This window comes from Actinomadura physcomitrii (assembly GCF_008923205.2).
GTDB lineage: Bacteria > Actinomycetota > Actinomycetes > Streptosporangiales > Streptosporangiaceae > Spirillospora > Spirillospora physcomitrii.
Map to the genome: position 1 here is coordinate 42,582 of NZ_WBMS02000011.1, position 24,642 is coordinate 67,223.

The 24,642-nt window shown below is 76.0% G+C and carries 23 protein-coding genes; 10 read left to right on the forward strand and 13 right to left on the reverse strand.

The window, feature by feature from the left end; all coding sequences use genetic code 11:
• Positions 1–54 precede the first annotated feature (54 nt).
• The gene (locus tag F8568_RS15820) at positions 55–195 is read left to right on the forward strand and encodes a hypothetical protein (protein WP_407924470.1); all 141 of its coding nucleotides are present in this window, start codon (positions 55–57) and stop codon (positions 193–195) included.
• 69 nt (positions 196–264) lie between these two features.
• Positions 265–822 carry a PadR family transcriptional regulator gene (locus F8568_RS15825; RefSeq protein ID WP_236008800.1) on the forward strand — a complete coding sequence of 186 codons (558 nt, stop codon included), beginning with the start codon at positions 265–267 and terminating at the stop codon, positions 820–822.
• A gap of 29 nt (positions 823–851) precedes the next feature.
• Here the strand turns inward: F8568_RS15825 and F8568_RS15830 are convergent, their stop codons facing one another.
• Positions 852–1,838, reverse strand: a complete 987-nt coding sequence (locus F8568_RS15830; protein ID WP_151594311.1) for a diacylglycerol/lipid kinase family protein — start codon at positions 1,836–1,838, stop codon at positions 852–854.
• Positions 1,839–2,003: 165 nt separating this feature from the next.
• Between F8568_RS15830 and F8568_RS15835 the strand changes: the two genes are divergently transcribed.
• Positions 2,004–2,933: an alpha/beta hydrolase gene (locus F8568_RS15835; RefSeq protein WP_160573635.1), complete on the forward strand. Its 930-nt coding sequence runs from the start codon at positions 2,004–2,006 to the stop codon at positions 2,931–2,933.
• Between the two features lie 41 nt (positions 2,934–2,974).
• Positions 2,975–3,862, forward strand: coding sequence for an amidohydrolase family protein (locus F8568_RS15840; protein WP_151594313.1), 888 nt, complete (start codon positions 2,975–2,977; stop codon positions 3,860–3,862).
• Positions 3,863–3,884: 22 nt separating this feature from the next.
• On the opposite strand, the gene F8568_RS15845 is transcribed toward F8568_RS15840, so the two are convergent.
• The 3 genes from F8568_RS15845 to F8568_RS15855 are packed head-to-tail and all read right to left on the reverse strand — an operon-like array spanning position 3,885 to position 6,465.
• Complete coding sequence (locus tag F8568_RS15845) at positions 3,885–4,907, reverse strand: cation diffusion facilitator family transporter (RefSeq protein ID WP_151594314.1); 1,023 nt, start codon at positions 4,905–4,907, stop codon at positions 3,885–3,887.
• On the reverse strand, positions 4,904–5,293 hold the full coding sequence (locus tag F8568_RS15850; RefSeq protein ID WP_151594315.1) for an ArsR/SmtB family transcription factor: 390 nt from the start codon (positions 5,291–5,293) through the stop codon (positions 4,904–4,906). The genes F8568_RS15845 and F8568_RS15850 overlap by 4 nt, the downstream gene beginning before the upstream one ends.
• Before the next feature lie 23 nt (positions 5,294–5,316).
• Positions 5,317–6,465 (reverse strand): DUF6777 domain-containing protein, encoded by a 1,149-nt coding sequence (locus F8568_RS15855; protein WP_151594316.1) that lies wholly within the window; start codon positions 6,463–6,465, stop codon positions 5,317–5,319.
• A 133-nt stretch (positions 6,466–6,598) separates the two neighbouring features.
• Between F8568_RS15855 and F8568_RS48150 the strand changes: the two genes are divergently transcribed.
• Entirely contained in the window at positions 6,599–8,338 is a 1,740-nt protein-coding gene (locus F8568_RS48150) for a serine/threonine-protein kinase (RefSeq protein ID WP_151594317.1), read from the forward strand.
• A gap of 17 nt (positions 8,339–8,355) precedes the next feature.
• On the opposite strand, the gene F8568_RS15865 is transcribed toward F8568_RS48150, so the two are convergent.
• From F8568_RS15865 to F8568_RS15890, 6 genes are all read right to left on the reverse strand, one after another.
• A complete protein-coding gene (locus F8568_RS15865) occupies positions 8,356–9,498 on the reverse strand; it encodes a VWA domain-containing protein (protein WP_151594447.1) in 1,143 nt (380 codons plus the stop codon).
• 62 nt (positions 9,499–9,560) lie between these two features.
• Positions 9,561–11,798 (reverse strand): DUF5682 family protein, encoded by a 2,238-nt coding sequence (locus F8568_RS15870; RefSeq protein ID WP_151594318.1) that lies wholly within the window; start codon positions 11,796–11,798, stop codon positions 9,561–9,563.
• Entirely contained in the window at positions 11,795–12,904 is a 1,110-nt protein-coding gene (locus F8568_RS15875) for an ATP-binding protein (RefSeq protein ID WP_151594319.1), read from the reverse strand. The genes F8568_RS15870 and F8568_RS15875 overlap by 4 nt, the downstream gene beginning before the upstream one ends.
• Positions 12,901–14,481: a DUF5691 domain-containing protein gene (locus F8568_RS15880; RefSeq protein WP_151594320.1), complete on the reverse strand. Its 1,581-nt coding sequence runs from the start codon at positions 14,479–14,481 to the stop codon at positions 12,901–12,903. The genes F8568_RS15875 and F8568_RS15880 overlap by 4 nt, the downstream gene beginning before the upstream one ends.
• Entirely contained in the window at positions 14,478–15,776 is a 1,299-nt protein-coding gene (locus F8568_RS15885) for an SWIM zinc finger family protein (protein WP_151594321.1), read from the reverse strand. The genes F8568_RS15880 and F8568_RS15885 overlap by 4 nt, the downstream gene beginning before the upstream one ends.
• Before the next feature lie 68 nt (positions 15,777–15,844).
• On the reverse strand, positions 15,845–16,591 hold the full coding sequence (locus F8568_RS15890) for a M50 family metallopeptidase (protein WP_151594322.1): 747 nt from the start codon (positions 16,589–16,591) through the stop codon (positions 15,845–15,847).
• Between the two features lie 424 nt (positions 16,592–17,015).
• On the opposite strand from F8568_RS15890, the gene F8568_RS15895 reads away from it, so the two are divergent.
• The 3 genes from F8568_RS15895 (at position 17,016) to F8568_RS15905 (ending at position 19,052) form a co-directional block, all read left to right on the forward strand.
• Positions 17,016–17,282 (forward strand): hypothetical protein, encoded by a 267-nt coding sequence (locus F8568_RS15895; RefSeq protein WP_151594323.1) that lies wholly within the window; start codon positions 17,016–17,018, stop codon positions 17,280–17,282.
• A gap of 130 nt (positions 17,283–17,412) precedes the next feature.
• Positions 17,413–17,964, forward strand: a complete 552-nt coding sequence (locus F8568_RS15900) for a DUF4129 domain-containing protein (RefSeq protein ID WP_151594324.1) — start codon at positions 17,413–17,415, stop codon at positions 17,962–17,964.
• A 17-nt stretch (positions 17,965–17,981) separates the two neighbouring features.
• Positions 17,982–19,052: a threonine ammonia-lyase gene (locus F8568_RS15905; protein ID WP_202125009.1), complete on the forward strand. Its 1,071-nt coding sequence runs from the start codon at positions 17,982–17,984 to the stop codon at positions 19,050–19,052.
• 22 nt (positions 19,053–19,074) lie between these two features.
• On the opposite strand, the gene F8568_RS15910 is transcribed toward F8568_RS15905, so the two are convergent.
• Complete coding sequence (locus tag F8568_RS15910; protein WP_151594325.1) at positions 19,075–19,524, reverse strand: hypothetical protein; 450 nt, start codon at positions 19,522–19,524, stop codon at positions 19,075–19,077.
• A 239-nt stretch (positions 19,525–19,763) separates the two neighbouring features.
• Between F8568_RS15910 and F8568_RS15915 the strand changes: the two genes are divergently transcribed.
• Positions 19,764–21,272, forward strand: a complete 1,509-nt coding sequence (locus tag F8568_RS15915; protein ID WP_151594326.1) for a hypothetical protein — start codon at positions 19,764–19,766, stop codon at positions 21,270–21,272.
• A 118-nt stretch (positions 21,273–21,390) separates the two neighbouring features.
• On the forward strand, positions 21,391–22,533 hold the full coding sequence (locus F8568_RS15920; RefSeq protein ID WP_151594327.1) for a CaiB/BaiF CoA transferase family protein: 1,143 nt from the start codon (positions 21,391–21,393) through the stop codon (positions 22,531–22,533).
• Between the two features lie 48 nt (positions 22,534–22,581).
• Here the strand turns inward: F8568_RS15920 and F8568_RS15925 are convergent, their stop codons facing one another.
• Complete coding sequence (locus tag F8568_RS15925) at positions 22,582–23,049, reverse strand: hypothetical protein (RefSeq protein WP_151594328.1); 468 nt, start codon at positions 23,047–23,049, stop codon at positions 22,582–22,584.
• A gap of 83 nt (positions 23,050–23,132) precedes the next feature.
• On the reverse strand, positions 23,133–24,605 hold the full coding sequence (locus F8568_RS15930; RefSeq protein WP_151594329.1) for an MFS transporter: 1,473 nt from the start codon (positions 24,603–24,605) through the stop codon (positions 23,133–23,135).
• Positions 24,606–24,642: the final 37 nt, after the last annotated feature.

The following is a 24,642-nucleotide window of genomic DNA, read 5'->3' on the forward strand; positions in this document are numbered from 1 at the left end:
CGCGCCGCCCTTGGCGATCTCGACGCGGCCCGCCGCGGCGCCACCGTCCCGCAGGTGCTGCTCGCGGGCCTGCTGGCGCTGTCGCCGGTGATGCTCGCGATCCCCGGCACCGGGTCACCGGCGCACCTGGAGGAGAACATGGCCGCCGCGGAGCTGGCGCTCACCGCCGCGGACCTCGCCGAGCTGCGCGCCTGAGCGCGGCCCGCGACGCCGGGGGCCCGCCGCAGGCTCTACCCTGAACGTCGGCTCGATCAGGGAAGGGTGATGATGTCGGCGACGCGGCTGCTGGTCCTCGGCGGGGTGCGGCGGTTCGGCTGCGCCCACGGGTACGAGGTCCGCCGGGAGCTGATCTCCTGGGGCTCGGACGAGTGGGCCCACGTGAACCCGGGTTCGATCTACCACGCGCTGCGGCAGCTGGCCAAGGAGGGCCTGCTCCTCGCCCACGACGTGGAGGAGAGCGACGCCGGGCCGCCGCACACCGACTACGAGATCACCGACGCGGGCCGCGAGGAGTTCTTCCGGCTGCTGCGCTGCGCGATCTCGACGGTGGACGTCCGGCACCCGGAGATGCTGACGGCCGGGCTCGCCTTCCTGGCCGAGCTGACCCGCCCGGAGGCGATCGAGCTGCTGCGGCAGCGGCTGGACGGCCTCGCCGCCCGGCGCGCCAACGTCATGCCGCTGTACGAGGCGCCGGTGGACCCCGCGCACCTGCACGAGCTGCTCGGCTGGTGGGTGCACTCCGCCGACTCGGCGATGCGGTGGGCGCGCGGCCTCATCGAGCGGCTGGAGGCCGGCGACTACGTCATGGCCGACGAGCGCTAGACCCGTTCCGGGCCGCGGCGGGCGGCGGATCAGGTGTCGTCGAACGTCTGCGGGACGATCACGCGCAGCGCGTTGCCGTGCAACCGGATCGTCACCGGCGTCCGGCCGCGGACCTCGCCGTCCACGTCGACCTGCAGCGGCGGGTCCGTGTCGATCTCCACGTGCGCGGTGGTGAGGAACGCGTCCTCGTCCAGCGTCCGCCACGGGCCGGTCAGCACGTGCCGGGCCGTCGCGGACGCCAGCCGCAGCCGCCGCTCGTCGCCCAGCCGGTAGACGGCCAGCAGCCGGTCGTCGGGGCTCGCGTCGCGGGCGATCCGCTGCCCGCTGTGGTGCGCGCCGTTCGCGACGTTCAGCTGGTGCGTCCGCAGCGTCGTCGTCTCGCCGCCGATCGTGATCCGCGCCGTGAACGCCCGGTGCCGGGGCAGCAGCCCCGCCGCCGTCAGCGCGTACGCGGGACGGCCCAGGTACCGCTTGAGCAGGTGCGGCACCTTCCCCGCGACCCGCACCGACAGGCCGAGGCTGACCATGTTCGCGAAGATGTGCTCGCGGCCCGTGCCCGGCCCCTCGCCCTGCGGGTCGCCGGTGCTCTCGAACCAGCCGACGTCCACGTCGGCGACCTTCCCGCCGCCCGGCCCGCCGACCGCGACGGTCCGGACCGCGCCCGGCAGGTCCAGCGGCAGCTCCAGGCTGCGCGCGAAGTTGTTGGTGGTGCCGAGCGGCAGCACGCCGAGCGCGATGTCGCGGTGCGCGAGATGCCCGACCGCCTCGGCGACCGTCCCGTCCCCGCCGCCGACCACGACCAGGTCGGGCTCCAGCGCCAGCACGTCGCCGAACAGCTCGCGCAGCCGGGTCGGATCGGTCACCGGGAAGACCTGGTCGAAGGCGAGCCCCGCCTCGTCCAGCAGGCGGCGCGCCCGGCCGTACAGCCGGCGGCCCCGCCGCGACCGCGAGTTGATCACCAGGACCGCGCGGCCGCCCTTGCCGATCGCCGACTCCAGCTCCGCTTTGCTCCGCATCCCGACTCGGCCGCCCTCCGCTCGTTCGCGCCACCCTACCCGGCGGCCGTCCAGGCGGCCCCGGTCCGCTGCTTTATAAACCCATTACTTCGCGTTGAAACATGGTCGGAAGTGGGGACATTACCGGTGAACCACAGCTGAATGACCGGGACGGAAAATATGTCCATGGCCACCGGGGGCGCCGCCCCGTCCGCAGCACCCGCCGACGACGGCGCGACCGTCGTCGGCGAGCACCGGCCCCGCGACCGCGTCCTGGACCTCACGGTCCGCTCGCCCGTCCTCACCGCCGCCGCGCACGTCCGGCTGCTGCTGCCGCCGGGCTGGTCACGGGACGCTTCCCGGACCTGGCCGGTGCTGTGGCTGCTGCACGGCTCCGGCGCCGGGCACACCGCCTGGACCGACCACGGCGGCGTCGAGGAACTGGTCGGGGACGGCGATGTGATCGTCGCCATGCCGGACGGTGGCCGCTGCGGGAATTACACCGACTGGTGGAATCGCGGCGACGGCGGGGCGCCGAAGTGGGAGACGTTCCATCTGGCGGAGCTGCGCCAGATACTCGAACGCGGATACCGCGCCGGGACGCGGCGCGCGGTCGCCGGGAACGGGACCGGCGGCATGGGCGCGCTCGCCTACGCGGCCCGGCACCGCGGGCTGTTCCGCGCCGCCGCGTCGTTCAGCGGCCCCGTGCACACCCTGCACCGCGACCCGCGCGGGCTCGACGTCGCCGACCTGGTCGAGCTGACCGTCGCGATCGCCGAGCCCGCCCGCGACTGGACCGACGTGTGGGGCGACCCCGACGAGCAGCGCGTCGTGTGGCGGCAGCACAACCCGTTCGACCTCGCCGACCGCCTCGCCGGCGTCCGCCTGCACGTCAGCGCCGGGGACGGGCGGCCCGGCCCCTACGACCCGAGGCCCGGCACCGGCCCCGACGTGGTCGAGGCGCTCGCCGGCGCCGTCAGCCGCGAGTTCGCGGGCAAGCTGAAGAAGCTCGGCATCCCGATCTCCACGCACTTCTACCGCGGCACCCACACCTGGCCGTACTGGCGGCGCGAGCTGCGCGACGCGCTGCCCGCCCTGCTGGCCGCGATCGGCTAGCGCCTACGGCGGCCCGAAGGGCGTCCGGCTAGGGTCGGGGCGTGACTGAACCTCGTTCGGATTCCGCCGTCCCCGCGTTCTGGCAGGCGCTCGGGCTGCCCGGCCTCGTCGACGCGCACGTCCACTTCATGCCGCCGCGGCTGATGAGCGCGGTCTGGGCGTACTTCGACGACGCCGGCCCGCTGATCGGCACGGAGTGGCCGATCCGCTACCGGGACTCGGAGGAGGAGCGGCTGGCGTTCCTGCGCGGCCTCGGCGTCCGCGCGTTCACCGCGCTCGCGTACCCGCACCGGCCCGGCATGGCGGAGCCGCTGAACGACTGGGGCGCCGAGTTCGCCGCCCGCGTCCCCGAATGCCTGCAGACCGCGACGTTCTACCCCGAGCCGGGCGCGGCCGGCTACGTGCGGCGCGCCCTGGAGTCCGGCGCCCGCGTGTTCAAGGTCCACTTGCAGGTCGGCGGGTTCGACCCCCGGGCCAAGGAGCTGGACGAGGTGTGGGGCGTCCTCGCCGAGGCCGGGGTGCCCGCCCTGGTCCACGCGGGATCCGGCCCGGTCGCCAACGGGTTCACCGGTCCCGGGCCGTTCGCCGGCGTCCTCGCCCGCCACCCCCGCCTCAACGCGATCATCGCGCACCTCGGCGCGCCCGAGTTCGACGGGTTCTTCGCCCTCGCCGACCGGTACGCCGGCGTCCGCCTGGACACGACGATGACCTTCACCCGGTTCGCCGGCGGGCTCGGCGCGTTCCCCGAGGCGCTCCTGCCGCGGCTCCGCGACCTCGGCCTGGAGGGCCGGATCCTGCTCGGCACCGACTTCCCCAACATCCCCTACGAGTACGCCCACCAGCTGGAGGCGCTGGCCGCCCTCGGCCTCGGCGACGACTGGCTCCGCGCCGTCTGCTGGGACGCCGCCGCCGGACTCTTCGGCCTCTGAACGGCTGGCGGTCCGGTTCCGGTCAGTGGTCGCAGGGGGCCGAGCCCGCGTGCTCGTGCGGACGGCCGGCCTCGCCCATGTGCCGGGGGCCGTGCGAGTCCTCGCAGTGCCCGTGCCGGGACGGGCCGTCCACGTGATCCACCTCCAGTGTCGTGTGGGTGATCCCGTACGCGTCGCGCAGCAGGTCCTGCATGTCGCGGCGGACGGCGTGGCAGTCGCCCTCGGTGTCCACCAGCACGTGCGCCGACAGCGCCGGATAGCCGGACCCGACCTCCCACACGTGCAGGTCGTGCACCTCCTCCACGCACGGCCGCTCCGCCAGCCGGGCGCCCAGCTCGGACGGGTCGATGCCCGCCGGGGCGGCCTCCATCAGCACCCGCCCCGCGTCCCGCAGCAGCCGGTAACCGGCCTTCAGCATCAGCGCCGCCACCACCAGCGACGCGATCGCGTCCGCCCGCGCGAACCCGGTCGTCCACACCACCAGGCCCGCGATGGCGGTGCAGATGAACGCGAACAGGTCGTTCAGGATGTGCTGGAACGCGCCCTCGACGTTCAGGCTCGTCCGGTTCGCGCGGCTCAGCAGCCAGGTCGCGGCGAGGTTGACCACGATGCCGACGAGGGCCGTCCAGAGCACGAACCGGCCCTCGACGTCCGGCGGGCTGATCAGCCGGTGGACGCCCTCGTAGACGAAGAACGCCGCCAGCAGGATGAGCGTCAGCCCGTTCAGCTGCGCCGAGAGGATCTCCGCGCGGCGCATCCCGAAGGTGAAGCCGCCCTGCGGCGGGCGCGTCGCGATCCGCATCGCGACCAGCGCCAGCGCGATCGCGAACGCGTCGGTCAGCATGTGCGCGGCGTCGGAGAGCAGGGCCAGCGACCCGGCGAGCAGGCCGATCGCGACCTCGCCCGCCATGTAGGCGACGATCAGCGCGAGGGCGCCGCCGAGCAGCCTGCGGTCCGCGTTCGCGGAGACGCCGTGCCCGAGCCCGTGGCCATGGCCGTGCCCGTGCCCGTGCTGCTCCGGTTCGTGCTCCGGCTTGGCCGTCATGCGCCTTCCTCCCCGTGGCCGACGTGGGCGAGGGCGAGATCGAGCAGCATCCGGACGTGCGAGTCGTCGAGCCGGTAGTAGGCCATCCGGCCGGCCCGGCGGACCCGGACCACGCGGTTGGCGCGCAGCAGGCGCAGCGCGTGCGACACCGACGACTCCGACTGCCCGCAGGACGCCGCGATGTCGCACACGCACATCTCTCCCCCCTCGAGCAGCGCGGTGATCACCCGGAGCCGACCGGGGTCGGACAGCAGCCCGAACACCTGCGCGAGCTCCCCGACCGCCTCCGCGCCCGGCATCGACGCGGAGACGAGGGCGACCTTCTCGGCGTCGACCACGCGGACGGCGCATGCCTCCGCGGGGACGACATCTGAAGCACTGCTCATATGTGCAAATGTAGCATCACCGGTCAGAACGCCGGCGGCGATCCCGCAGGTTCGCCGGACGGCGCCATCGAGATCACCGGGCTCTCCGGCTCCTCGCCGGGCGTCCCGGCCCCGCCGGTGGGGCCGTCCGTGCCGCTTGATCCGGTGCCCGAGCCGTCGCCGCCTGATCCGTCGCCGGTGCCGGTGCCGGTGCCGGTGCCGGTGCCGGTGGTGGTGCCCGTGCCCGGTTCGCCGCCGGGCGACACCCCCGGCTGCGAGATTTCCGGCCCCGGAGACCCGGCGCCGGGCGTGCCCGGCTCGGAGATCCCCGGCTCCGGCGACCCCGGAGGCGGCGAGTCGTCGCCCGGAACGGGGGAACCGGAGGACCCGTCGCCCGAATCGACCGGCGCGGGGGAGTCGCTCGGCGGCGCCGTCTCGGTGGGCGGCAGCGGCTCCGGAAGCCCGTCCTCGTCGCCCGCCGTCGCGCGCGGCCGCTCGAAGCCCATCGTGGCGCCCGGATCGACGAGCACGAAGACCGTGATCGTGCCCTTGCGGGAATCCCGCGGCCGAATCCGAGTCACGTTCCGCTTCTCGAATCCCGGCCACTTTCGGCCACTGTACCGCGCGTTCGACGTATTGATCTTGTGTTCCGGCGCGGTCAGCGGATTACCGCAATTGCACTTCACCGTGGGAACGCCGTAACCATTGACCAGGACCCCCATTCCGGCCTGGAGGACGGCTGCCGCGCTCGTCGCCCTCCCGTCCCGGTAGCCGTGGTTGGTCACGAGCGTGTCGGTGCGCAGCAGCACCGGCGTCAGCCGCGACACGTACCGCCGGATGTCGCTCACCGGGATGCCCAGCACGCCCGCCCACGCGCGCGCCTTGTCCGGGTTGGCCAGCAGGAACTCGACGAGCGCGCGCTGGTCGCAGCTCGAGATCCGGCGCGTCCCGCCGTACAGGCCGGGCGCGTCGCCGTCCTTCGTGCCGCCGCGCGCCGGGCGCGGCGCCACCTTCATCTGGTCGGTGTTCGAGGCGAGTCTGTACGGGTCGCGGCCCGGCGAGCCCACGGTCAGCCGGGTGATGGTCGCCCCCGCGTCCCCGCAGCCCGACAGCGTCCCCGCCGCCAGCACCAGCGCGCCGGCCGCCATGATCGAAATGCGCCCCCGCACCATTCGTGAATTGATCTCGAGCATGCGTCGTCTCCCGCTCCGGGTGCTGCGTACCTATACTCTTGGATGCCGGGCGGCGCCGATTAGTGCCCGGGAAATCACGGAATTCTCGCGGCCGGCCGGCGGCCGGTATTACGGGAACCTGACGGGGGTCACAATGGCGAGCCCGCTTCCCCTCACCGCCGCGGATCCCACCCGCCTCGGCGGCTACGAGATCCTCGGGCGCCTCGGCACCGGCGGCCAAGGGGTGGTCTACCTCGGCCGGCCCGCCGGCGGCGCCCCGTCCGGCGCCCCGCCGCGCGTCGCCGTCAAGCTGCTGCACGCCCAGCTGCTCGGCAACGCCGCCGCGCGCGGCCGCTTCGTCCGCGAGCTGGCGCTGCTGCAGCGGGTCGCCGGGTTCTGCACCGCGCAGGTGCTCGCCGCCGACATGGACGGCGACCGCCCCTACATCGTCAGCGAGTACGTGCCGGGCCGGTCGCTGCGCGAACTCGTGCTCGAGCAGGGCCCGCGCACCGGCGCCGACCTGGACCGGCTCGCGATCGGCACGGTCACCGCGCTCACCGCGATCCACCGCGCGGGCGTCGTGCACCGCGACTTCAAGCCGCAGAACGTGCTGATGGGCCTGGACGGGCCGCGCGTGATCGACTTCGGCATCGCCCGCGCGTTCGACGCCGGCGCGACGATGACCAGCCAGGTCGTCGGGACCCCCGCCTACATGGCGCCCGAGCAGTTCGCGGGCCGGGTGTCGCCCGCCACCGACCTGTTCGCCTGGGCGGCCACGCTGCTGTTCGCCGCCACCGGCCGCGACCCGTTCGCGGGCGGCGCGCTGCCCGCCGTGATGTACCGGATCATGCACGAGGCGCCCGACCTCGGCGCGCTGCCGGGCCCGATCGCCGAGGTCGCCGCCGCCTGCCTCGCCAAGGACCCCAAGGCCCGTCCCACCTCCGAGGACGTCCTGCTCCGGCTCCTCGGGGACCGTCCGGGACCGCCGCACCCGCGCCTCGAACCGTCCGCGGCCCCGGGCACGGAGGTCCCCCCGGAGCCCCCGACCACCACCTGGACCGGCGCCGCCCGCCCCGACCCCGCTCAGCCCGGTGCCGCTCAGCCCGGTGCCGCTCAGACCGACGGCGGACGGCCGGGCGTCGGCCAGTCCGGTGCCGCGTGGCGCGGTACCGCGGGGGCCGCCACCGGCGCGGACGCCAACGGATCACCGCCGGGAGCGCACGGCGTCGCGGAGGCGCCGACCGCCGCCGGCTTCGGCACCGGCCCCGGCTCGACCGAAGCCGCCGCGCCCGCCGCGCCCCGGGTCCGGGGCCTGCCGGGGCCGGACGCGGAAACCGCGTCCGCGCTTCACCCCGCGCCGTCCGGGCATCCCGGCCACCCGCCGTATCCGCAGCCTCTGAACCATCAGCGGCCTCTCTGGCACCAGGAACCACCCGCACCTCAACAGCCGCCCGGCTACGCGAGCCCGGTCGCCGGCCACGGACGGCCCGAGCACCCGGCCCCGCGGCCCGCGCGGACGTACCGGCGGCTGCGGCGCGGGCCGGGGGTCGTCACCGGCCTGGTGCTGGCGGCTCTGCTCGCCGCGCTCGACGTCGTCGTGCTCGCGATCCTGATCGCCCGGCCGTCGCTCAGCAGCGGCCACCGGGCCGCGCTCCTGCCGGTGGTCGCGGGCTCGTTCACGCTGGTCGCGGTCGTCACCCTGGTCGCGGTGATCGTCGCGTGGCGGGGCAGCCGGGCGGCGGCGTGGACGGTCGTGGCCGCGCGGATCGCCCGCGTCGCGATGTGGGCGGGATGGGGCGCGCTGGTCCACGTGGATCCGGCCGCGCTCGCCGGGCACGCCGCCCTCACCGCGCTGGTGGTGGTCCTGCTCGCCCAGGGCCTCTGGGCTTCCTGATCAGCCGGGTCTCCTGATCAGCGCCGCTCCGCCCACTCACCGAGGTCGCGGCGCTCGATCGCCGCCGCCATCAGGTCGGGGAAGGCGTCCGGGGTACAGGCGAACGCCGGGACGCCCAGCGCCGCGAGGGCCGCGGCGTTGTCGTGGTCGTAGCCCGGCGCGCCGTCGTCCGACAGCGCGAGCAGCACGACGACCTGCACGCCGGCAGCCGTCAGCGCCGCGACCCGCCGCAGCATCCCGTCCCGGTCGCCGCCCTCGTACAGGTCGCTGACCAGCACCAGGATCGTGTCGTTCGGCCGGGTCACGAGGCCCTGGCAGTACGCGACCGCGCGGTCGATGTCGGTGCCGCCGCCGAGCCGCGTCCCGAACAGCACCTCGACCGGGTCGTGCAGGTGGTCGCTCAGGTCGACGACGGCGGTGTCGAACGCCACCAGGGACGTCCGCAGCGACCGCATCGAGGCCAGCACGGCGCCGAACACGCTCGCGTACACCACCGACGCCGCCATCGAGCCGCTCTGGTCGATCGCGAGGACCACGTCCCGCTGCACCGCCTGCCGGCGCCGCCCGTACCCGATCATCCGCTCCGGCACGAGCGTGCCGTGCTCGGGCAGGTAGTGCCGCAGGTTCGCGCGGATCGTCCGGTCCCAGTCGACGTCGGCGAGCCGCTTCGGCCGGGCCACCCGCGCGGACCGGTCGAGGGCGCCGCCGACCGCCGCGCGGGTCCGCTGCGCGAGCCGCCGCTCCAGCTCGCCGACGACCTTGCGGACGACGGCGCGCGCCGACTCCCGCGCCCGGTCCGGCATGACCTTGTTCAGCGACAGCAGCGTCCCGACCAGGTGCACGTCCGGTTCGACGGCCTCCAGCATCTCCGGCTCCAGCAGCAGCCGGGTGAGGTCGAGCCGCTCGATCGCGTCCTTCTGCATCACCTGGACGACGGTGGACGGGAAGTAGGCGCGGATGTCGCCGAGCCAGCGGGCGACCGACGGGGCGGAGTCGCCGAGGCCGGCGCCGCGGCGGCCCGGGCGGGCCCGCCCGCCGGCCGCCTCGCCCGCCCCGTAGAGCTTCTCCAGCGCCGCGTCCATCCGGGCGTCGTCGCCGGTCAGGGACACTCCGGTGCCGTCGGTCCGCTCGCCGCCGAGCACCAGCCGCCAGCGCCGCATCCGCTCGCGATCGCCGTCCGCGGCGCCCTCGCCCGCGGTTTCGTCGTGTGCGGTCTCGTCGTTCACGGGGCCTCCCAGCCGAGCACGCGCAGGGCCGTCGCGACGGCGGGCGCCGCGCGTTTCTCGTCGACGTCGCCGGCGGGCGGGCGCGGCGGCCCGGCGCCCGCGCCCGCGCGGCGGACCCGCTCGCCGATCGTGCGCCGCTCCGCCGCCGCGTACGCGCCGAACGTGCGCCGCAGCAGCGGCAGGACGTCGGTGAACGCGTCGGCGGGCAGCCCCGCGATCCAGCCGTCGACCAGCCGGAGCAGCTCCTCGTCGTGCACGAGGACGAGCCCGCCGCCGGACAGGAATCCCTCGACCCAGGCGGCGGCGCGGGCGGGCGCGGCGCCCACCGACACGGCGCGGGCCATCCGGGCGGGGACGTCGTCCAGCCGGCCCGCGTCGAGCAGCAGCCGGGTGACGCGGCCCTCGAGCAGCCCGTGCAGGGTCTCCGGCCGGGCGATCAGCGCCTTCAGTGCGGCGCGCCAGCGGTCGAGGTGCGCCTCGTCGGCGAGCAGGGCGAGGGCGCCGTGCACGGCGTCGACGTGGCCGAGGAAGTCGCGGGCCGCGTCGTCGTCGAGGCCGGACACGGCGGGCGGCAGGCCGACGCAGATCCGGACGACCAGGCCGTCGACGACCGTGCGCAGCGGACCCGTCGCGGTGCCGCGAACGTCCCCGTAGCGCAGCGCCCGCACGAGCGCGGGCAGCGCCGCCATCAGGTGCGCGACGTCGGTGTCGAGCGCGGCCCGGTCGGCGAGGGCCCGCATCACGGTCGGCAGCGCGTCGCCGAGGTCGGCGAGCAGGCAGCGCTCCGCGACGGACGTCAGGTCCGGCAGCGCCGCGGCGCCGGCGGCCAGCGCCTCCGCGCGGGCCGTGGTCGCGTCCCGCACGGTCGTGCCCCACGCGCTCGCCTCGATCAGCTCGACGTCGAACTCGGGCCGCCACATCAGCGTCCAGGTCTCCCGGAACGTCCCCTTCGACCGGCTCTCCGCGGGCACGCCCCAGTCGACGTCCAGCAGCCGGAGCCGGTGCAGCAGCCGGCTGCGCTGAAGGTCGGTGGGCTTGCGCAGGTCGAGGTCCTGCTCGCGTTCGAGCGCGGACGGCTTGAGCCGCAGCCGCCGCTGCTCGGCCTGCAGGTCGCGCTGGAGCGGCACCATCGGCGTCCGGTCCGGGACGGCGCCGAGCCGTTCCCCGACGACCATCCGCGTGCGGATCAGCTCGACGGGCAGCTCGGCGCCCTCGCACAGCACCGCGCGGGTCGCCTCGGTGACCTCGTCCAGCCCGGCGAGGGGGCGGTCGCGCAGCGCGGCGAGCGTCTCGGCCAGCCGGACCGCCTCGATCACGTGCGCGGACGAGACGTGCAGGTCCTCCTCGCGCAGCAGCCGCGCGGCGGCGGCGAGCCAGCGCTCGACCGGCCGGTCCGGCGCCGCGAACAGGTGGTGGTACCAGCCGGGGGAGCGGACGCCCGCGCCGTAGCCGGAGCGGCCCGCCAGCCGCCCGTGCGTCCACGGCACCCACGTCATCGCGATCTTCGTCTTCGGCAGCCCGCGCAGCATCCGGTCGTCGTGCGCCGCGGGCACCTTCGCCGTCAGCGCCGGGACGTGCCAGGCGCCGCAGACCACCGCGATCCGCTCGAACCCCTCCTTGCGGGCGCGGCGGACCGTCCGGCGCATGTGGGCCTCGCGCTGCTCCTCGCGCCGGTCGACGCGGGACGGCCCGACCCGCTCGCGCAGCTCGGCCATGGCCTCGGCGATCGCCGGGAACGGCGAGGGGCCCTCATGGCGGTGCTCGACCACGTCGTCCCACCAGCGTTCGGCGTCGTCGTAGCCCGCGGCCTTCGCCAGCGTCCCGAGCGGATCGAGCCGGACGTCCTCCGCCTGCTTCTCCGTGTCCTCCGCCTGCTCCGGCGGGACGAGCTGGTGCGCGGCGGGCAGGTCGCAGAACCGGACGGCCGCGCCCGCCGCCAGCCCGTACCGGATCGCCTGCCACTCCGGGCTGAACTCCGCGAACGGCCAGAACGCGGCCCTCCGGCCGTCCTCGCGCGCCGGGGCGCCGGACGTCCCGGCGGGGGAGTAGGCCAGCAGCGCGACCGGCGGGACCATGCCGGGGTCGCCGGCCAGCTCCACGATCCCGTCGGCCTCCGGCGGCCCCTCGATCAGGATCGCGTCGGGACCGAACTCCTCCAGCGCGCCGCGAAGCGCGCGCGCCGAGCCGGGACCGTGGTGGCGGATCCCGAAGACCTCGACCCGTCCGGCCGTCAAGACACCTCCCGGCAGGCGCGGTAGAAGTCACGCCACTCCGGCCGGTCCCGGACGACGGCCTCCAGGTACTCCTGCCACACCACCCGGTCCGACACCGGGTCCTGGACGACGGCGCCGACGAGCCCGCCAGCGACGTCCGCCGCGCGCAGCACCCCGTCGCCGAAGTGCGCGGCGAGGGCCAGCCCGCTGGTGATCACCGAGATGGCCTCGGCGGTGCTGAGCGTCCCGCTCGGCGACTTCAACTGGGTGCGGCCGTCGGCGGTGAGCCCGGAGCGCAGCTCCCGGAACACGGTCACCACCCGGCGGATCTCCTCCAGGCCCGCCGGGGCCTGCGGCAGCTCCAGCGACGCGCCGATCCGCTCGACGCGGCGGGAGACGATGTCGACCTCGTCCTCGACGGTGTCGGGCAGCGGCAGCACCACCGTGTTGAACCGCCGCCGCAGCGCGCTGGACAGCTCGTTCACGCCCCGATCGCGGTCGTTCGCGGTCGCGATGACGGTGAACCCCTTGCGCGCCTGCACCTCGGTGCTCAGCTCCGGGACCGGCAGCGTCTTCTCCGACAGCACCGTGATCAGGGCGTCCTGGACGTCGGACGGCATCCGGGTCAGCTCCTCGATCCGCGCCACCGACCCGCGCCGCATCGCCCGCATCAGCGGGCTCTCGACCAGCGCCTTCTCCGACGGGCCCTCCGCGAGCAGCCGCGCGTAGTTCCAGCCGTAGCGGATCGCCTCCTCCGCCGTGCCGGCCGTGCCCTGCACCAGCAGCGTCGAGTCGCCGCTGATCGCCGCCGCGAGATGCTCCGACACCCACGTCTTCGCGGTGCCGGGGACGCCGAGCAGCAGCAGCGCCCGGTCGGTCGCCAGCGTCGCCACCGCGACCTCCATCAGCCGCCGCCGGCCCACGTACTTCGGCGAGACGATCGTCCCGTCGGGCAGCTCCCCGCCGAGCAGGTACGTCGTGACGGCCCACGGCGACAGCCGCCAGCCCGGCGGGCGGGGCCGGTCGTCGTGCTCGGCCAGCCGGGCCAGCTCGCCGGCGTACTCCTGCTCGGCGTGCGGTCGCAGCACCCCGGCGGGCACGGGGTCTCCGGTCACGGGTTCGGTCACGGGGCGAGCTCCTTCAGCATCTCGGCACGGAAGCGCAGGGTGGTGAGCAGGGCCGGGACGGCGCGCGGCACGGCCCGGGCCGCCTCCCCGGGCGGGCGGCGGGCGAGCAGGTCCTCCAGCCGGGACGCGGCGGACGGGTCGAGTCGCCGCTCGGCGAGCCGGCACAGCTGGGTCAGGGCGTGCTCGTCGCGGCGGGTCGGCCGGCCGGCGGACGCGGCGAGCGTGCCGACCACGGCGGCGGCGAGGTCGCCGGTCCACGGGCCGGGGACCCGCTCCAGGATGGGCGGCAGCTCCGACCGGCCCTCCACCCAGCGGATCAGCCCCGCCGCCGCGGCGTCCCGCTCGCCGGCGGGCAGCACCGCGAGCAGGTCGGCGAGCGCGCCCGGCTCGTCGACCATGACCCCGCCCTTCAGCAGCGCGCGCGCCCACTCGGCGTCGTGCTGCTTGAGCGCGGCCCGCGCCCATCCGATGTGCACGTCCCGGGCGTCGCCGTCGTGCTCGTCGCGGCCGGACCGCCCCTCGGACGCCCCGGCCCCCGCCACGGGCAGGCACACGATCTCCATCGGCGGCAGCCCGAACAGGTCCGTCCAGGTGCCGAGCGGCGTGCGGGCGAGGATCTCGCGCAGCCAGGCCGCCCGCGTGCCCACCGGGCGGCCCCCGCCGCCGGGCGCGAACGACCCGCCGGGATGGAACGGGACGCCGTCGCGCGCCAGGTCCTCATCGTGCGCGGCCGGCGGCTCGACCATGATCCACGTCTGCTCGCGGCCCCGCACGGTGCGCCGCCGGGGGGTCAGGCAGGCGCGGGCCCGCGCGGCCATCCGCTCCCCGTACGCGGAGCCGGGCAGCCTCGCGAGCAGGTCGGCGGCGAGCTGCCGGACGTCCTTGCCGCGGTCCTCCAGGGCCGATTCCAGGAACTCCTCGTCGTCGGGCGACAGCCCGGTCCGGAACGTGGCGAGGAAGGCGGCGCGGTCGGGCGCGGGCTCCTTCGCCCACGTCTCCCGCAGCGCCTCGCGCGCGGCTGCGGGGTCGCGGCGGCGCAGCGCGGTCAGGTGCGCGGCCCGCTGGTTGCGGGTGCCGGTCTCCCAGACCTCGGCGCCGCCGCCCGGGTCGCCGCCCGCGCCGACCAGGTAGGCCCAGTCGGTGTTGCGCAGGGCCAGCCACACGCCGCGGCGCCCGGCCGCGCGGCCGATCGACGGCCGCAGCATCCGGTCGCCCCGGCCGCGCTCGAGCAGGTCGGGCAGCAGCCGCGCGGGCACCCGCCACCCGTGCGCCGCCGCCGCGTCCAGCCACTCGGGCAGCACCTCGACGTGCTCGCCGCGCAGGATCCGGCCGAGCCGCTCGGCCGCCGCGGGCGGCACGACCGGCGCCTCCTCGCCGGGCGCCGGGGCGATCGCCTCGGCGGCCCCGCGCCCGGGGAGGCGCCCGGCCCGCCGCGCGACGGCCAGCAGGGCGGCCTGGTCCAGCAGCCGGCCCGCCTTGTCGGCGTCCCCGCCGTCCGGTGCCTCGGGCAGGACGGGCGGGTCGCGGCGCTCGGTGCCGAGCAGCGCCGCGGTGACGTGCTCGTTCCAGCCGTTCACAGCGGCACCGCTCCCTCGTCGGCCTGCCAGGCGGTCAGCGGCCGCAGCCCCTCAGGCGTCCACTCCCCGGCGAGCGTGACGGGCCCGCCGCCGGACACCGCCAGCAGCCGCCAGGGATCGGCCGTCCGCAGCGGCAGCGCATCGCCCGCCTCGTCGATCACGTGCAGGTCGCCGCCCTCACCACGGGCGAGCCGCACCCGTTCCAGCGTCGCGGGCCAGCGCTCCAGCCACGGATCGCTCGCCACCGCCGCCGCGTGGTCGTCCAGGAACCCGGCGACGGACGTCCCGCCGGGCGTCGCCGGGACCGCCGGGCCATGCCGCTCGGCGACCAGCGCCCGCAGCGGCCGGGCGCCCGGATAGAACGCCAGCTCGGCGTCGACCTCGGTGCCGACGGCCAGCGAGGAGTCCAGCACCGCGCCGGGCGCCGCGAACGACAGCACGAGCGCCGGGCGCCCGCTCTCGCGGCCCCGCAGCCAGACCCGCCGGGTGGTGAGCTGGTCCTGCACGGTGTCGCGCGACCCCGTCACGCACCAGCGGTCACGGACGCGCTCCCCATGACCCAGCACATCGTCCTGCGCGACGGTGAACCCGACCCGCGAACGCACCGTGTCGCGCAGCCCCTCGGGCAGCTCGCCGCGCCGCCGGTACGCCCGGACGAGCAGCCGCAGCAGCGCGTACTCCTCCAGCAGCCGGTCGGGCCACCCCGGCTGCCGGGGGATCGCCGCCAGCGCCCTGACCTGCCCCGACAACGCACCCGCCTGCGCGTCGACGAGCCGCCGCGCGGCGTCGTCCCACAGCCCGTAGGGCGCCTTCTCCGCCTGCGCGAGCCCGTGCGCCACCTGGTCGCGCAGCCACTGGTCGAGCTCGGCGAGGCCGTCCTCGACGCGCCGCTCGCGCCGCTCCACCGTCTTCGGATCGCGCGCCTTCGCCGCGCCCGCGGCCTTGCGCTCGCGCGCCTTCCCCTCCCGCTCACGCCGCTGCTCGATCCACTCCGCCGCCCAGCCGGGCCGCGGACCGCCCGCGACCGCGCCGTCCGACCACAGGAGCAGCAGCCCCAGGACGTGCTTGCACGGGATCTTGCGACTCGGGCACGAGCAGCGGAACGCCGGACCGGCCAGGTCGGCGCACGCCCGGTAGGCGCTCGCGCCGCTGCCCTGGCACTCGCCCCAGACGGCCTCGCCGTCGCAGCCCGTCCCGCCCCACTTGGCCGGCCGGGCGACACCGCCGGCCGCCTTCGCGGCCGCCGCGTCCGGTGCCAGCGCGGCGACCCGCCCCCGATCCCATCGACCGCTCACTCCCCGAAACTATCCGCCCCGTCCGACATTCTCAGCGGGACGTCCCGCGCGGCGGGCGGGCCGCCCGCTCACTGGCCGGGGAGCGTGGGCAGGTGCACGGAGACGTCGGGGAACAGCAGGGCGCCGCCGGCGAGGAGGGCGACGAGCGCGGTGGCGCCGAACAGCGAGACCCAGGCCAGGCCCGGCACGCCGGTGAGGTGCGCGAGCTGGTCGGCGTCGGAGCTCGGCGCCATGTGCCGGGTGCGCATCCGCTGCAGCTCGATCACCGGCCGGGTCGCGGCGAGCAGCAGGAACCAGGCCGCGAGGTAGGCGAAGCCGGCCTGCACCTCGGCGCTGCCGAACCAGGACACCAGGAACACGACCGCGCCGGTCGCGACGACCGACAGCGCGCCGTAGGCGTTGCGGATCATCACCAGCATCGCGGCGAGCAGGGCGAGGGTGAACCAGAGCATCAGCGTGATGCGGCCGGCGGCGAGCAGCAGCGCGAAGAACAGGCCGAGCAGCGGCGGCGTCGTGTACCCGGCCATCGCGGTGAAGATCATGCCGGGGCCGTGCGGCTTGCCGCGCGAGACGGTGACGCCGGAGGTGTCGGAGTGCAGTTTGATGCCGTCCAGCTTGCGGCCGGTGACGAGGGCGATCAGCGCGTGCCCGCCCTCGTGCGCGATCGTCACCGTGTTGCGCGCGATCCGCCAGGTGGGGCCGTGCAGCACCGCGCCGAGGGCGACGGCGCCGACGAGGACGACCAGCCACCACGGGGGGTCCGGCTGCGTTCCCGTCACGCGGTTCCACAGGTCGGCGATGCTTGCGTGTTCCACGTCCACCTCGGGGTCGTCGGTCGGGGATGCCCAACCTTAGGACGTCGGGGATAACGTTCGCGTTCGGTTCGCGACGCCAGGGATCGGGCGATGACCGCCGGGGACCGACATCGGACGACTCGTCCGGTCGGTGCCGGGTCTCGACCCGCCGCTCGGCAGCGGGTGATCCACGTCACGCCTACTGTCGCGTAACCCGCGCAGTATCGCGATTCGCCAGGTGAGATGTGACGAATCCCGTTATCGTGTGGCCCGCGCAATCGTTAGGGTGCCCTTCGCGCCGAGGTTCCCAGGCTCGCTTCCGGCGCCGAGGGCAGGGCCCCGCCCGCCGGCACCGTCGGCGGCGCGGCGGGGGTTGGCGCCGGCCGCAGCGTGCCACCGCGAGTTCCGGAGCGGGTGGCCCCGGCGCGACGAGAGGTGACGGGGATTGAGCGGGGATCGATCGCCCGCGCGGGACGCGGGCCCGCGCGGGCCGCTGCGGCATTTCCGGCGCGACCGGCTGACCGGCCAGCTCGCGGCCGGCCTGGTCGGCCTGCTCTGCGTGAGCGCGCTCGTCTACGGCGTCGGGACGGCGAGCGCCAAGTACAGGCTCGCCGACGCCGGCGCCTGGCTCAGCGTCGGCGCGAAGGGCCTCGTCGTGCACGCCAACGGGCTGGCCGGCAAGGTCGACGGGAAGGCCGCCGTCGTCCCGTAGACGCGCGGCCACCACATCAAGATCGTCCAGGACGGGACGGCGGTACTGTCGGGCGAGGTCGTCACGGCCCATCACCGGCGGCAGCAGCTCCAGCAGCGCGCCAGGCCGGTCCTCCCTCGTCCCGGAGGACGTGACGGCCCTCGCGGTGCCGGTGATCGCGCACCCGTCGGCGCGCCCGCCAGCAGCGCCACCTCGTGCTGACGCCGCTGGGGCGGGGGACGGCGGCCGTGTCGGCGGCGCGGTGTACGCGTCGATCGCGGCCGCCGCGCTGGCGGTCGCGTACCTGACGGCCGTCCTGCTCGCGCCCGCCCTGCGCCGCAGGCGCCGCCGGACCGGCGACCCCGGCGACCGCATCACCGGCGCCTGGCACCAGGCGCTCGACCACCTCGCGGACGTCGGCCTGTCCACCGCCCGCACGCTCACCGCGCACGAGGTCGCCGGGTTCGGCGCGGCCGAGGTCGGCGAGGACGCCCGCGGGCACCTCGGCCCGCTCGCCGACCTGGTCAACCGCAGCCGGTTCGCCGCGTCCCGCCCGGACCCGAACGCCGCCGACCGGGCCTGGCACCACCGACCAGCTCGGACGGCTCGTCACCGCGAAGGCCGGGCGGCTGCGCCGGCTCCGCCGCCGGCTGCACCCGCGCTCGCTCCGCGACCCGCGCGCCAAGACGTCGCGGGGCGCTGACCGCCTTCCCGTTCCGCGTGGAGGACGGGCACGGCGTGCCGTCCGGCATGATCGATATACCGTGGCCGCATGCGGTGGTGGAGAAGGTCTTCCGGCGCGGCGGTGACCGTACGCCCGGAGCGGCGGCGCCCCTCTATTCCGGGGGACGGCTCGTGACGGCCCGCCGGGTCCGCGTGCCGGGCTCGCTCGATCTGGAGCTGGCCTGGGAGGCGGTGTCCGGGGTGCTCGCGCCGACGCCCGCCGTCCCGTCCGGCCTCGCACCGGACGCGCTGCTGAAGCTGGAGACGTTCCAGCCGACCGGCTCGTTCAAGGTGCGCGGCGCGCTCGCCGCCGTCGCGGCGCTGCCGGACGGGACGCCCGCCGTCACCGCGAGCGCCGGCAACCACGGCCTCGGCATGGGGTACGCGGCGGCGCGGTCCGGCGCGGACGTGACGGTGGTGGTCTCGACGCGGGCGTCGCAGGTGAAGGTGGACCGGATCGGCGCGTTCCCCGTCCGGCTCGTCCAGCACGGCGACACCTACGACGAGGCCGAGGCGCACGCGATGACGCTGCCCGGCCACTACGTCTCGCCCTACAACGACCCGGCGGTCATCGCCGGGCAGGGCACCATCGGCCGGGAGCTGGACGCGCAGGCGGACGGCCCGCTCACGGTGGTCGCGCCGGTCGGCGGCGGCGGGCTGCTCGCCGGGCTCAGCCTGTGGGCGCGCGAGCGCGGCGGCGTGCGGATCGCCGGGGTGGAGTCGGCGGTGTCGCGCGGCGTGTCGGCGTCGGTCGCGGCCGGGCGGGTGGTCGAGGTGGAGGTCGGCGAGACGTTCGCCGACGGGCTGCCCGGCAACCTGGAGGCCGGCTGCGTGACGCCGGAGGTGATCGGGACGGGCGCGGCGCTGACCGCCGTCACCGACGCCGAGATCCGCACCGCGCTGCGTTGGCTGTTCGCCGAGCACGGCCTGGTCGCCGAGGGCGCGGGCGCGGCGGGCGTCGCGGCGGTGCTGGCCGGAAAGGTCGAGATCGTCGGACGGCCGGTCGTGGTCGTGTCCGGCCGCAACATCACCGTCCCGACCTACACCGGCGCCCTCCAAGAGCCCTGAGCGCGCCGGCGGTGCGGGCGGGTCAGGGCGCGGTGCGGGGTTTGTGGACGCACGCGGGCGGCGACCACGCCACGTCCGGCGCCTTGCCCTGCCGGAGCCGGACCACCGCGCCGACCTTGAAGCAGTAGCGCACCTTCGGTTTCGGCCCGGGGACGGTGAACGAGCGCGAGTTCGCCGCGGCCGACTGGACCGGGGCGCTCCCGGCGGGCTGCTGCCGGACGAGCAGCGGCAGCCCGCGCGCCCCCTCCGGCAGCGTCCAGGTGAGGACCGCCGTACGGCCCACCGCGCGGGCGGCCAGGCGGCGGGGCCGGGCGGCCGCGAGCTGCGCCTCGGTCGGCGGCTGCTCGCCGCCGCCGGCGCTCGGCCGCGAACCGGCGGGCGGGCTGCTCGCGTCATCGCGGCAGCGGTCGCGCTCGCCGGCGGGGCGGCGCTCGGCGTCGGCGCGCTGGCCCTGTCCGGCGGCGGCGGCCACGACGACCCGCCCAGCCCGAACGGGACCGGAAATAGGATGACATTTCTTTTGGCTTTCCTCATCGTTGCCCCAATTCCGTCCCACCGCGCGCCGGTGCCGCATAACCTCGGTCTCCGCGGTGCGAGGAACGCCGTGCCAGGGAACGGAAGGTGGAGGGGCCCGCCGTGACGGAGGACGTCATCGCGCAGCCGGCGCAGGAATCGCCGCCCAGGAAATCGCATTACGGAAATCTCGTCCGAATGGCGTATTTCGTGCTTCCCGGGCGCGGAAAGCGCGTCTACCGGCTGGCGGTCGCCCGCCGGATCGTGGACGCCACCGCCCGCGGCCCCCGCGACCGCACCGCGCCCGGCCTCGCCCGCCGCCGCACCCGCGTGCTGCGCCGCGCGCTCCGCCCGTCCCGCCGCCTGCAGATCGGCCTCGGCCCCTGGCTGCGCGCGCTGCCCGCCCGGCTGCCCGACCCGGCGCTGACCGCCGCGCTCGCCGAGCTCGACCCGTACGTCCGCGTCGCCTACGTGCTGCTGCGCATCGAGGGCCTGCCGAAGTACGCCGTCCGCGACCAGCTCCGCGAGCTGCGGGTGCGCGACCCGTGGCCCGTCATCGACGCCGCGTGCGCGGTCTCGATCCCCGTCCCGCGCCGCGCCGAGCACTTCGACCCCGCGCACCTGCGCCCCGTCCGGACCCGCTCGGTGCTGCCGCTGGCGACCGCCGCCGCCCTCACCGCCGCCCTGGTCGGCGTGCTGATCCACACCGGGGCCCGGCCCGGCGCCGTCCGCCCCGGCGCCCCGGCGCTGCGGCTCGCCGCGGCCCCGCCGGCCGGCTGGACGCACGGCGCCCGCACCCTGGACGCCTGGCCCGCGCGCGGCGACCTCACCGGCGACCGCGCGTTCCTCGACCGCGCCGCCGCCGCATGGGCCACCGCCGGCGGTGACCGGGGGCCCGGCGGCGGCACCGCGCAGCTCCTCTACGCGGGGCACGCCGGCGGCGCGCCCGTCGCGCTGATGCGGCGCGGCGACCGCGTCGCCCGCTACACCCCGCCCGGCCTGGACGTCGTCACCATCGGCACCGACCCGTCCGCCCCGATCGCCCTCGGCGGCGGACGCTACCTCCTCGCCCCCTGGGACCCGGCGCCCCGCACCCTCGCGGGCGCCGCGCTCCCCGCCCGCGACGGCGTCGTCGCGCCCCCGCCCGCCCGCACCCCCTGCGGCCGCGGCCCGCTGTTCCACCTCGGCGACCGCACGCTCGGCTACCTCGGCGGCCCGCGCGCCGCCGTCCTCACCTACCGCTCGCCCGCCTACGAGCCCGCCGGACGGCCCGCCCCGCCCGCCCGCCTCGGCCCCGGCGCGGTGCGGGCCTGGAACCGCCTCGGCTGCCTCGAACCGCCGCGGGCGCGGCCCGTCACCGCCGCCATGGCCTGGGAGTTCTGGTCCGGCACGCTCCCGCACGGCGGCGCGCCCGCCGGCTGGTACTGCACCCGGACGACCTACGCCGACGGCGGCCAGGCCGGCACGTCCACGCTCGTCGCCGACCGGCCCCGCGACACCGGCGGCTGCGACGCCCGGCGCCCGGTGTCGGGCACCTGGTGGCGGTCGCCGTCGGGCCGCTGGTACTACCTCGCCGCCGCCGCGTCCGGGCTCGTCCCGCGGGCGAAGGGACCGCTCGGCCCCGCGTCCACCGAGCACGGGCTGCTCGTCGCCCGGCCGGAGCGCCGCCCGAACGTCCCCGTCGCGGTCACCGCCGCGTCCCGCTGAACGGGGGCGGTCAGAACCCGCTTACCGCGATCGGGCACACTAGGGTTCCCGAACGGGATTCAGCGCCGCCCAGGGGCGGCCACCCGGCGGACACAGGTGGGACCGAAAGGGGCTGCAGATGGGCAAGGGGCCGCTCTCCGGAGTGCGCGTGATCGAGCTGGCCGGGATCGGGCCGGGACCGTTCGCCGCGATGCTGCTCGCCGATCTCGGCGCCGACGTCATCCGCGTCGACCGCGCGTCCGCGGTGGGGGACGCCGCCACCGGCGGCACCGAGTTCAGCAATCGGGGCAAGCGCTCGATCGCCATCGACCTCAAGAGCGAGAAGGGCAAGGACGTCGTGCTCCGGCTCGTGGAGCGGTCCGACGTCCTGATCGAGGGGTTCCGGCCCGGCGTCACCGAGCGCCTCGGCATCGGCCCGGACGACTGCCTCGCCCGCAATCCGCGCCTCGTCTACGGCCGGATGACCGGTTGGGGCCAGCAGGGCCCGCTGGCGCACACCGCCGGCCACGACATCGGCTACATCGCCATCACCGGCGCGCTGCACGCCATCGGTCGCGCGGGCGGCCCGCCGCAGGTCCCGCTGAACCTGCTCGGCGACTTCGCCGGCGGCAGCATGTACCTCGTCGTCGGCGTCCTGTCCGCCCTGCTGGAGGCCAAGACCAGCGGGCAGGGCCAGGTCGTCGACACCGCCATCGTGGACGGCACAGCCCACCTGTCCACCTTCATCCACGGCTTCCTCGCCGGCGGCATCTGGCAGGACCAGCGCGGCGTCAACATGCTCGACACCGGCGCCCCCTGGTACGACGTGTACGAGACCGCCGACGGCAAGCACATGGCGGTCGGCGCGATCGAGCCCCAGTTCTACGCCGAGTTCGTCCGCCGCCTCGGCGTCGACACCGAGGGCCTGCCCGAGCAGTACGACCGCGCCCGCTGGCCCGAGATGCGCGAGCGCTTCGCCGCGGCCTTCAAGGCGAAGACCCGCGACGAGTGGACCGAGGTCTTCATGCCGAGCGACGCGTGCGTGGCGCCCGTCCTGTCGATGAACGAGGCAATGGAGCACCCCTTCAACACCGCCCGCGACGTCTTCCCCGAGCGCGCCGGCCACCGCCAGCCCGCCCCGGCGCCGCGGTTCTCCCGCACCGCCACCGACACCGACGGCCTGCCCGTCCTGCCCGGCGGCCAGACCCGCGCCGTCCTGGAGGACCTCGGCTTCACCGACGTCGACGCCCTCCTCGCCGCCGGCGCCGTCGCCCAGGCCTGACACCCGCGAGAGGGTGCCCGACCCCACCGGCCGGGCACCCTCGCCGCGTCAACCGCCTGCGGGGTCGGGCACGCCCAGGTGGGTCACGATGAGCCCGAGCAGGTTCTCCACGCGATCGAGCCTGCCGTCCATGGTGTCGAGCCTGCCGGTCATGCCGTCGAACCGGGCGTCCACCTGCTCGAACCGGGCGTCCATCCGGTCGAGGCGAGCGTCCATGCGGTCGAATCGGGCGTCCGTCTGGTCGAGGCGAGCGTCCATGCGGTCGAATCGGGCGTCCGTCTGGTCGAACCGGGCATCCACCCGGTCCAGTCGGGCGCCGATCTTGTTGAACTGGAGGCTGTGCTGCTCCAGGGTCTTCTGGATCTTCGCGATGTCGCCCTTGACCTGCCGCATGTCCGTGCGCAGGGCGCGGACGTTCTCGCTGAGGGCCGATGCCTGGCCGGGGCCCGCCCAGGTCTCCAGATCGGTCACGCGGTCCTCCAGTTTCGTGATCCGCTCGTCCACCGTCGCCGTCACGTCATTCTTCCCTTCTGCGCGGGGGGATCGCATCTCGACACGGAAAGTTAGCGATCCGGTGCCCCTGGTGACGGTCGATTACATTAAGTGACTGACTTTTCGCGGTTTGCGACTCTAAACCCGACAGAAATCTCATCACGTTTGTCGGCTACCGGCTCTTTCGCTCCGCTGGACGAGCTGCCGCGGGGGAGGGCCAGCGCCACGAGGGCGGCCAGGACGAACAGGGCCGCGGAGACGGTGAGGCTCAGCGCGTAGCCGCCGTTCAGGGCGGACGGGGAGGCCGCGTCGCCGGTGTGGTGGGCGGCGACGGTGGCGAGGGCGGCGAGGCCGACGCAGCCGCCGAGCTGGCGGGAGCTGTTGAGCAGCCCCGAGGCCATGCCGGCCTCCCGGGCCGCGACGCCGGTGGTCGCGGCGGCGGCGACCGGGGCCAGGACGAGCCCGATGCCGATGCTGCCGACGACGGACGGCCCGAGCACGTCGGTGAGGAAGCCGCCGTCCGGGCTGATCCGGGTGAACCAGGCCAGGCCGGCGGCGGCGAGCAGGCTGCCGGGGATCAGCGCCGCGCGGGGCGAGCGGTTCCCGGCGACCCGGGTCGCGAGCAGCGTGCCGAGCACGACGCCCGTCGAGAAGGGCAGGAAGGCCAGGCCGGTCTCGGCGGCGCCCATGTGCAGCACCTGCTGCATGTAGAGGGAGACGAAGTAGAACGCGGCGAACTGGCCGGCCGCCGCGAGGAAGACGATCAGGTTCGCGCCCGCCACCCACCGGCCGCGCAGCAGGCCGAGCCGGACGAGCGGCGCGCGCACCCGGGTCTCCACGGCGACGAAGGCGGCGAGGAGCAGGGCCGCGGCGGCGAGGCAGGCGAAGGTCGCCGGGGCCGTCCAGCCGATGGCGTCGGTGCGTACCACGCCGAAGACGAGCAGTCCGAAACCGGCGGTCGCCAGCAGGGCGCCGGGGACGTCCATCCGCTCGCGCGGGCCCGTGCGGGCGTGCGCGGGCACGCCCACCGGGACGAGCGCGAGGGCGAGGGCGACGAACGGCAGGTTGACCAGCATCACCCACCGCCAGCCCGCGTACTCGGTGAGCACGCCGCCCGCGAGGACGCCGAGGGCGCCGCCCGCCGCGTTCATGGCGCTCCAGACGCCGAGGGCGCGCACCCGCGCGCGGCCCTCGGTGAACGTGGTGGTCAGCAGGGCCAGCGAGGCCGGGGCCGCGGCGGCGGCGCCGAGGCCCTGGCCGGCGCGCGCCGCGACGAGCTGCCACGGCGCCTGGGCGAGCCCGCCGGCGAGCGAGCAGAGCCCGAACGCGGCCAGGCCGAGGACGAACATCCGGCGCCGTCCGTACAGGTCGCAGGCCCGGCCGCCGAGCAGCAGGAACCCGCCGAAGCCGAGCGCGTAGACGTGGACGACCCAGGACAGGCCGACCGGTGCGAAGCCGAGGGCCGTCCTGATCGCCGGGAGCGCGACGTTCATCACGGCCATGTCGAGCGCGAAGACGAACTGGGCGACGCAGGCCGCCGCCAGCACCGCCCAGGGGCGGGCCCGTTCTTTTTTATACATGTATAGAAAGTAACCCGCGGCGGGCTCGGCCGTCCAG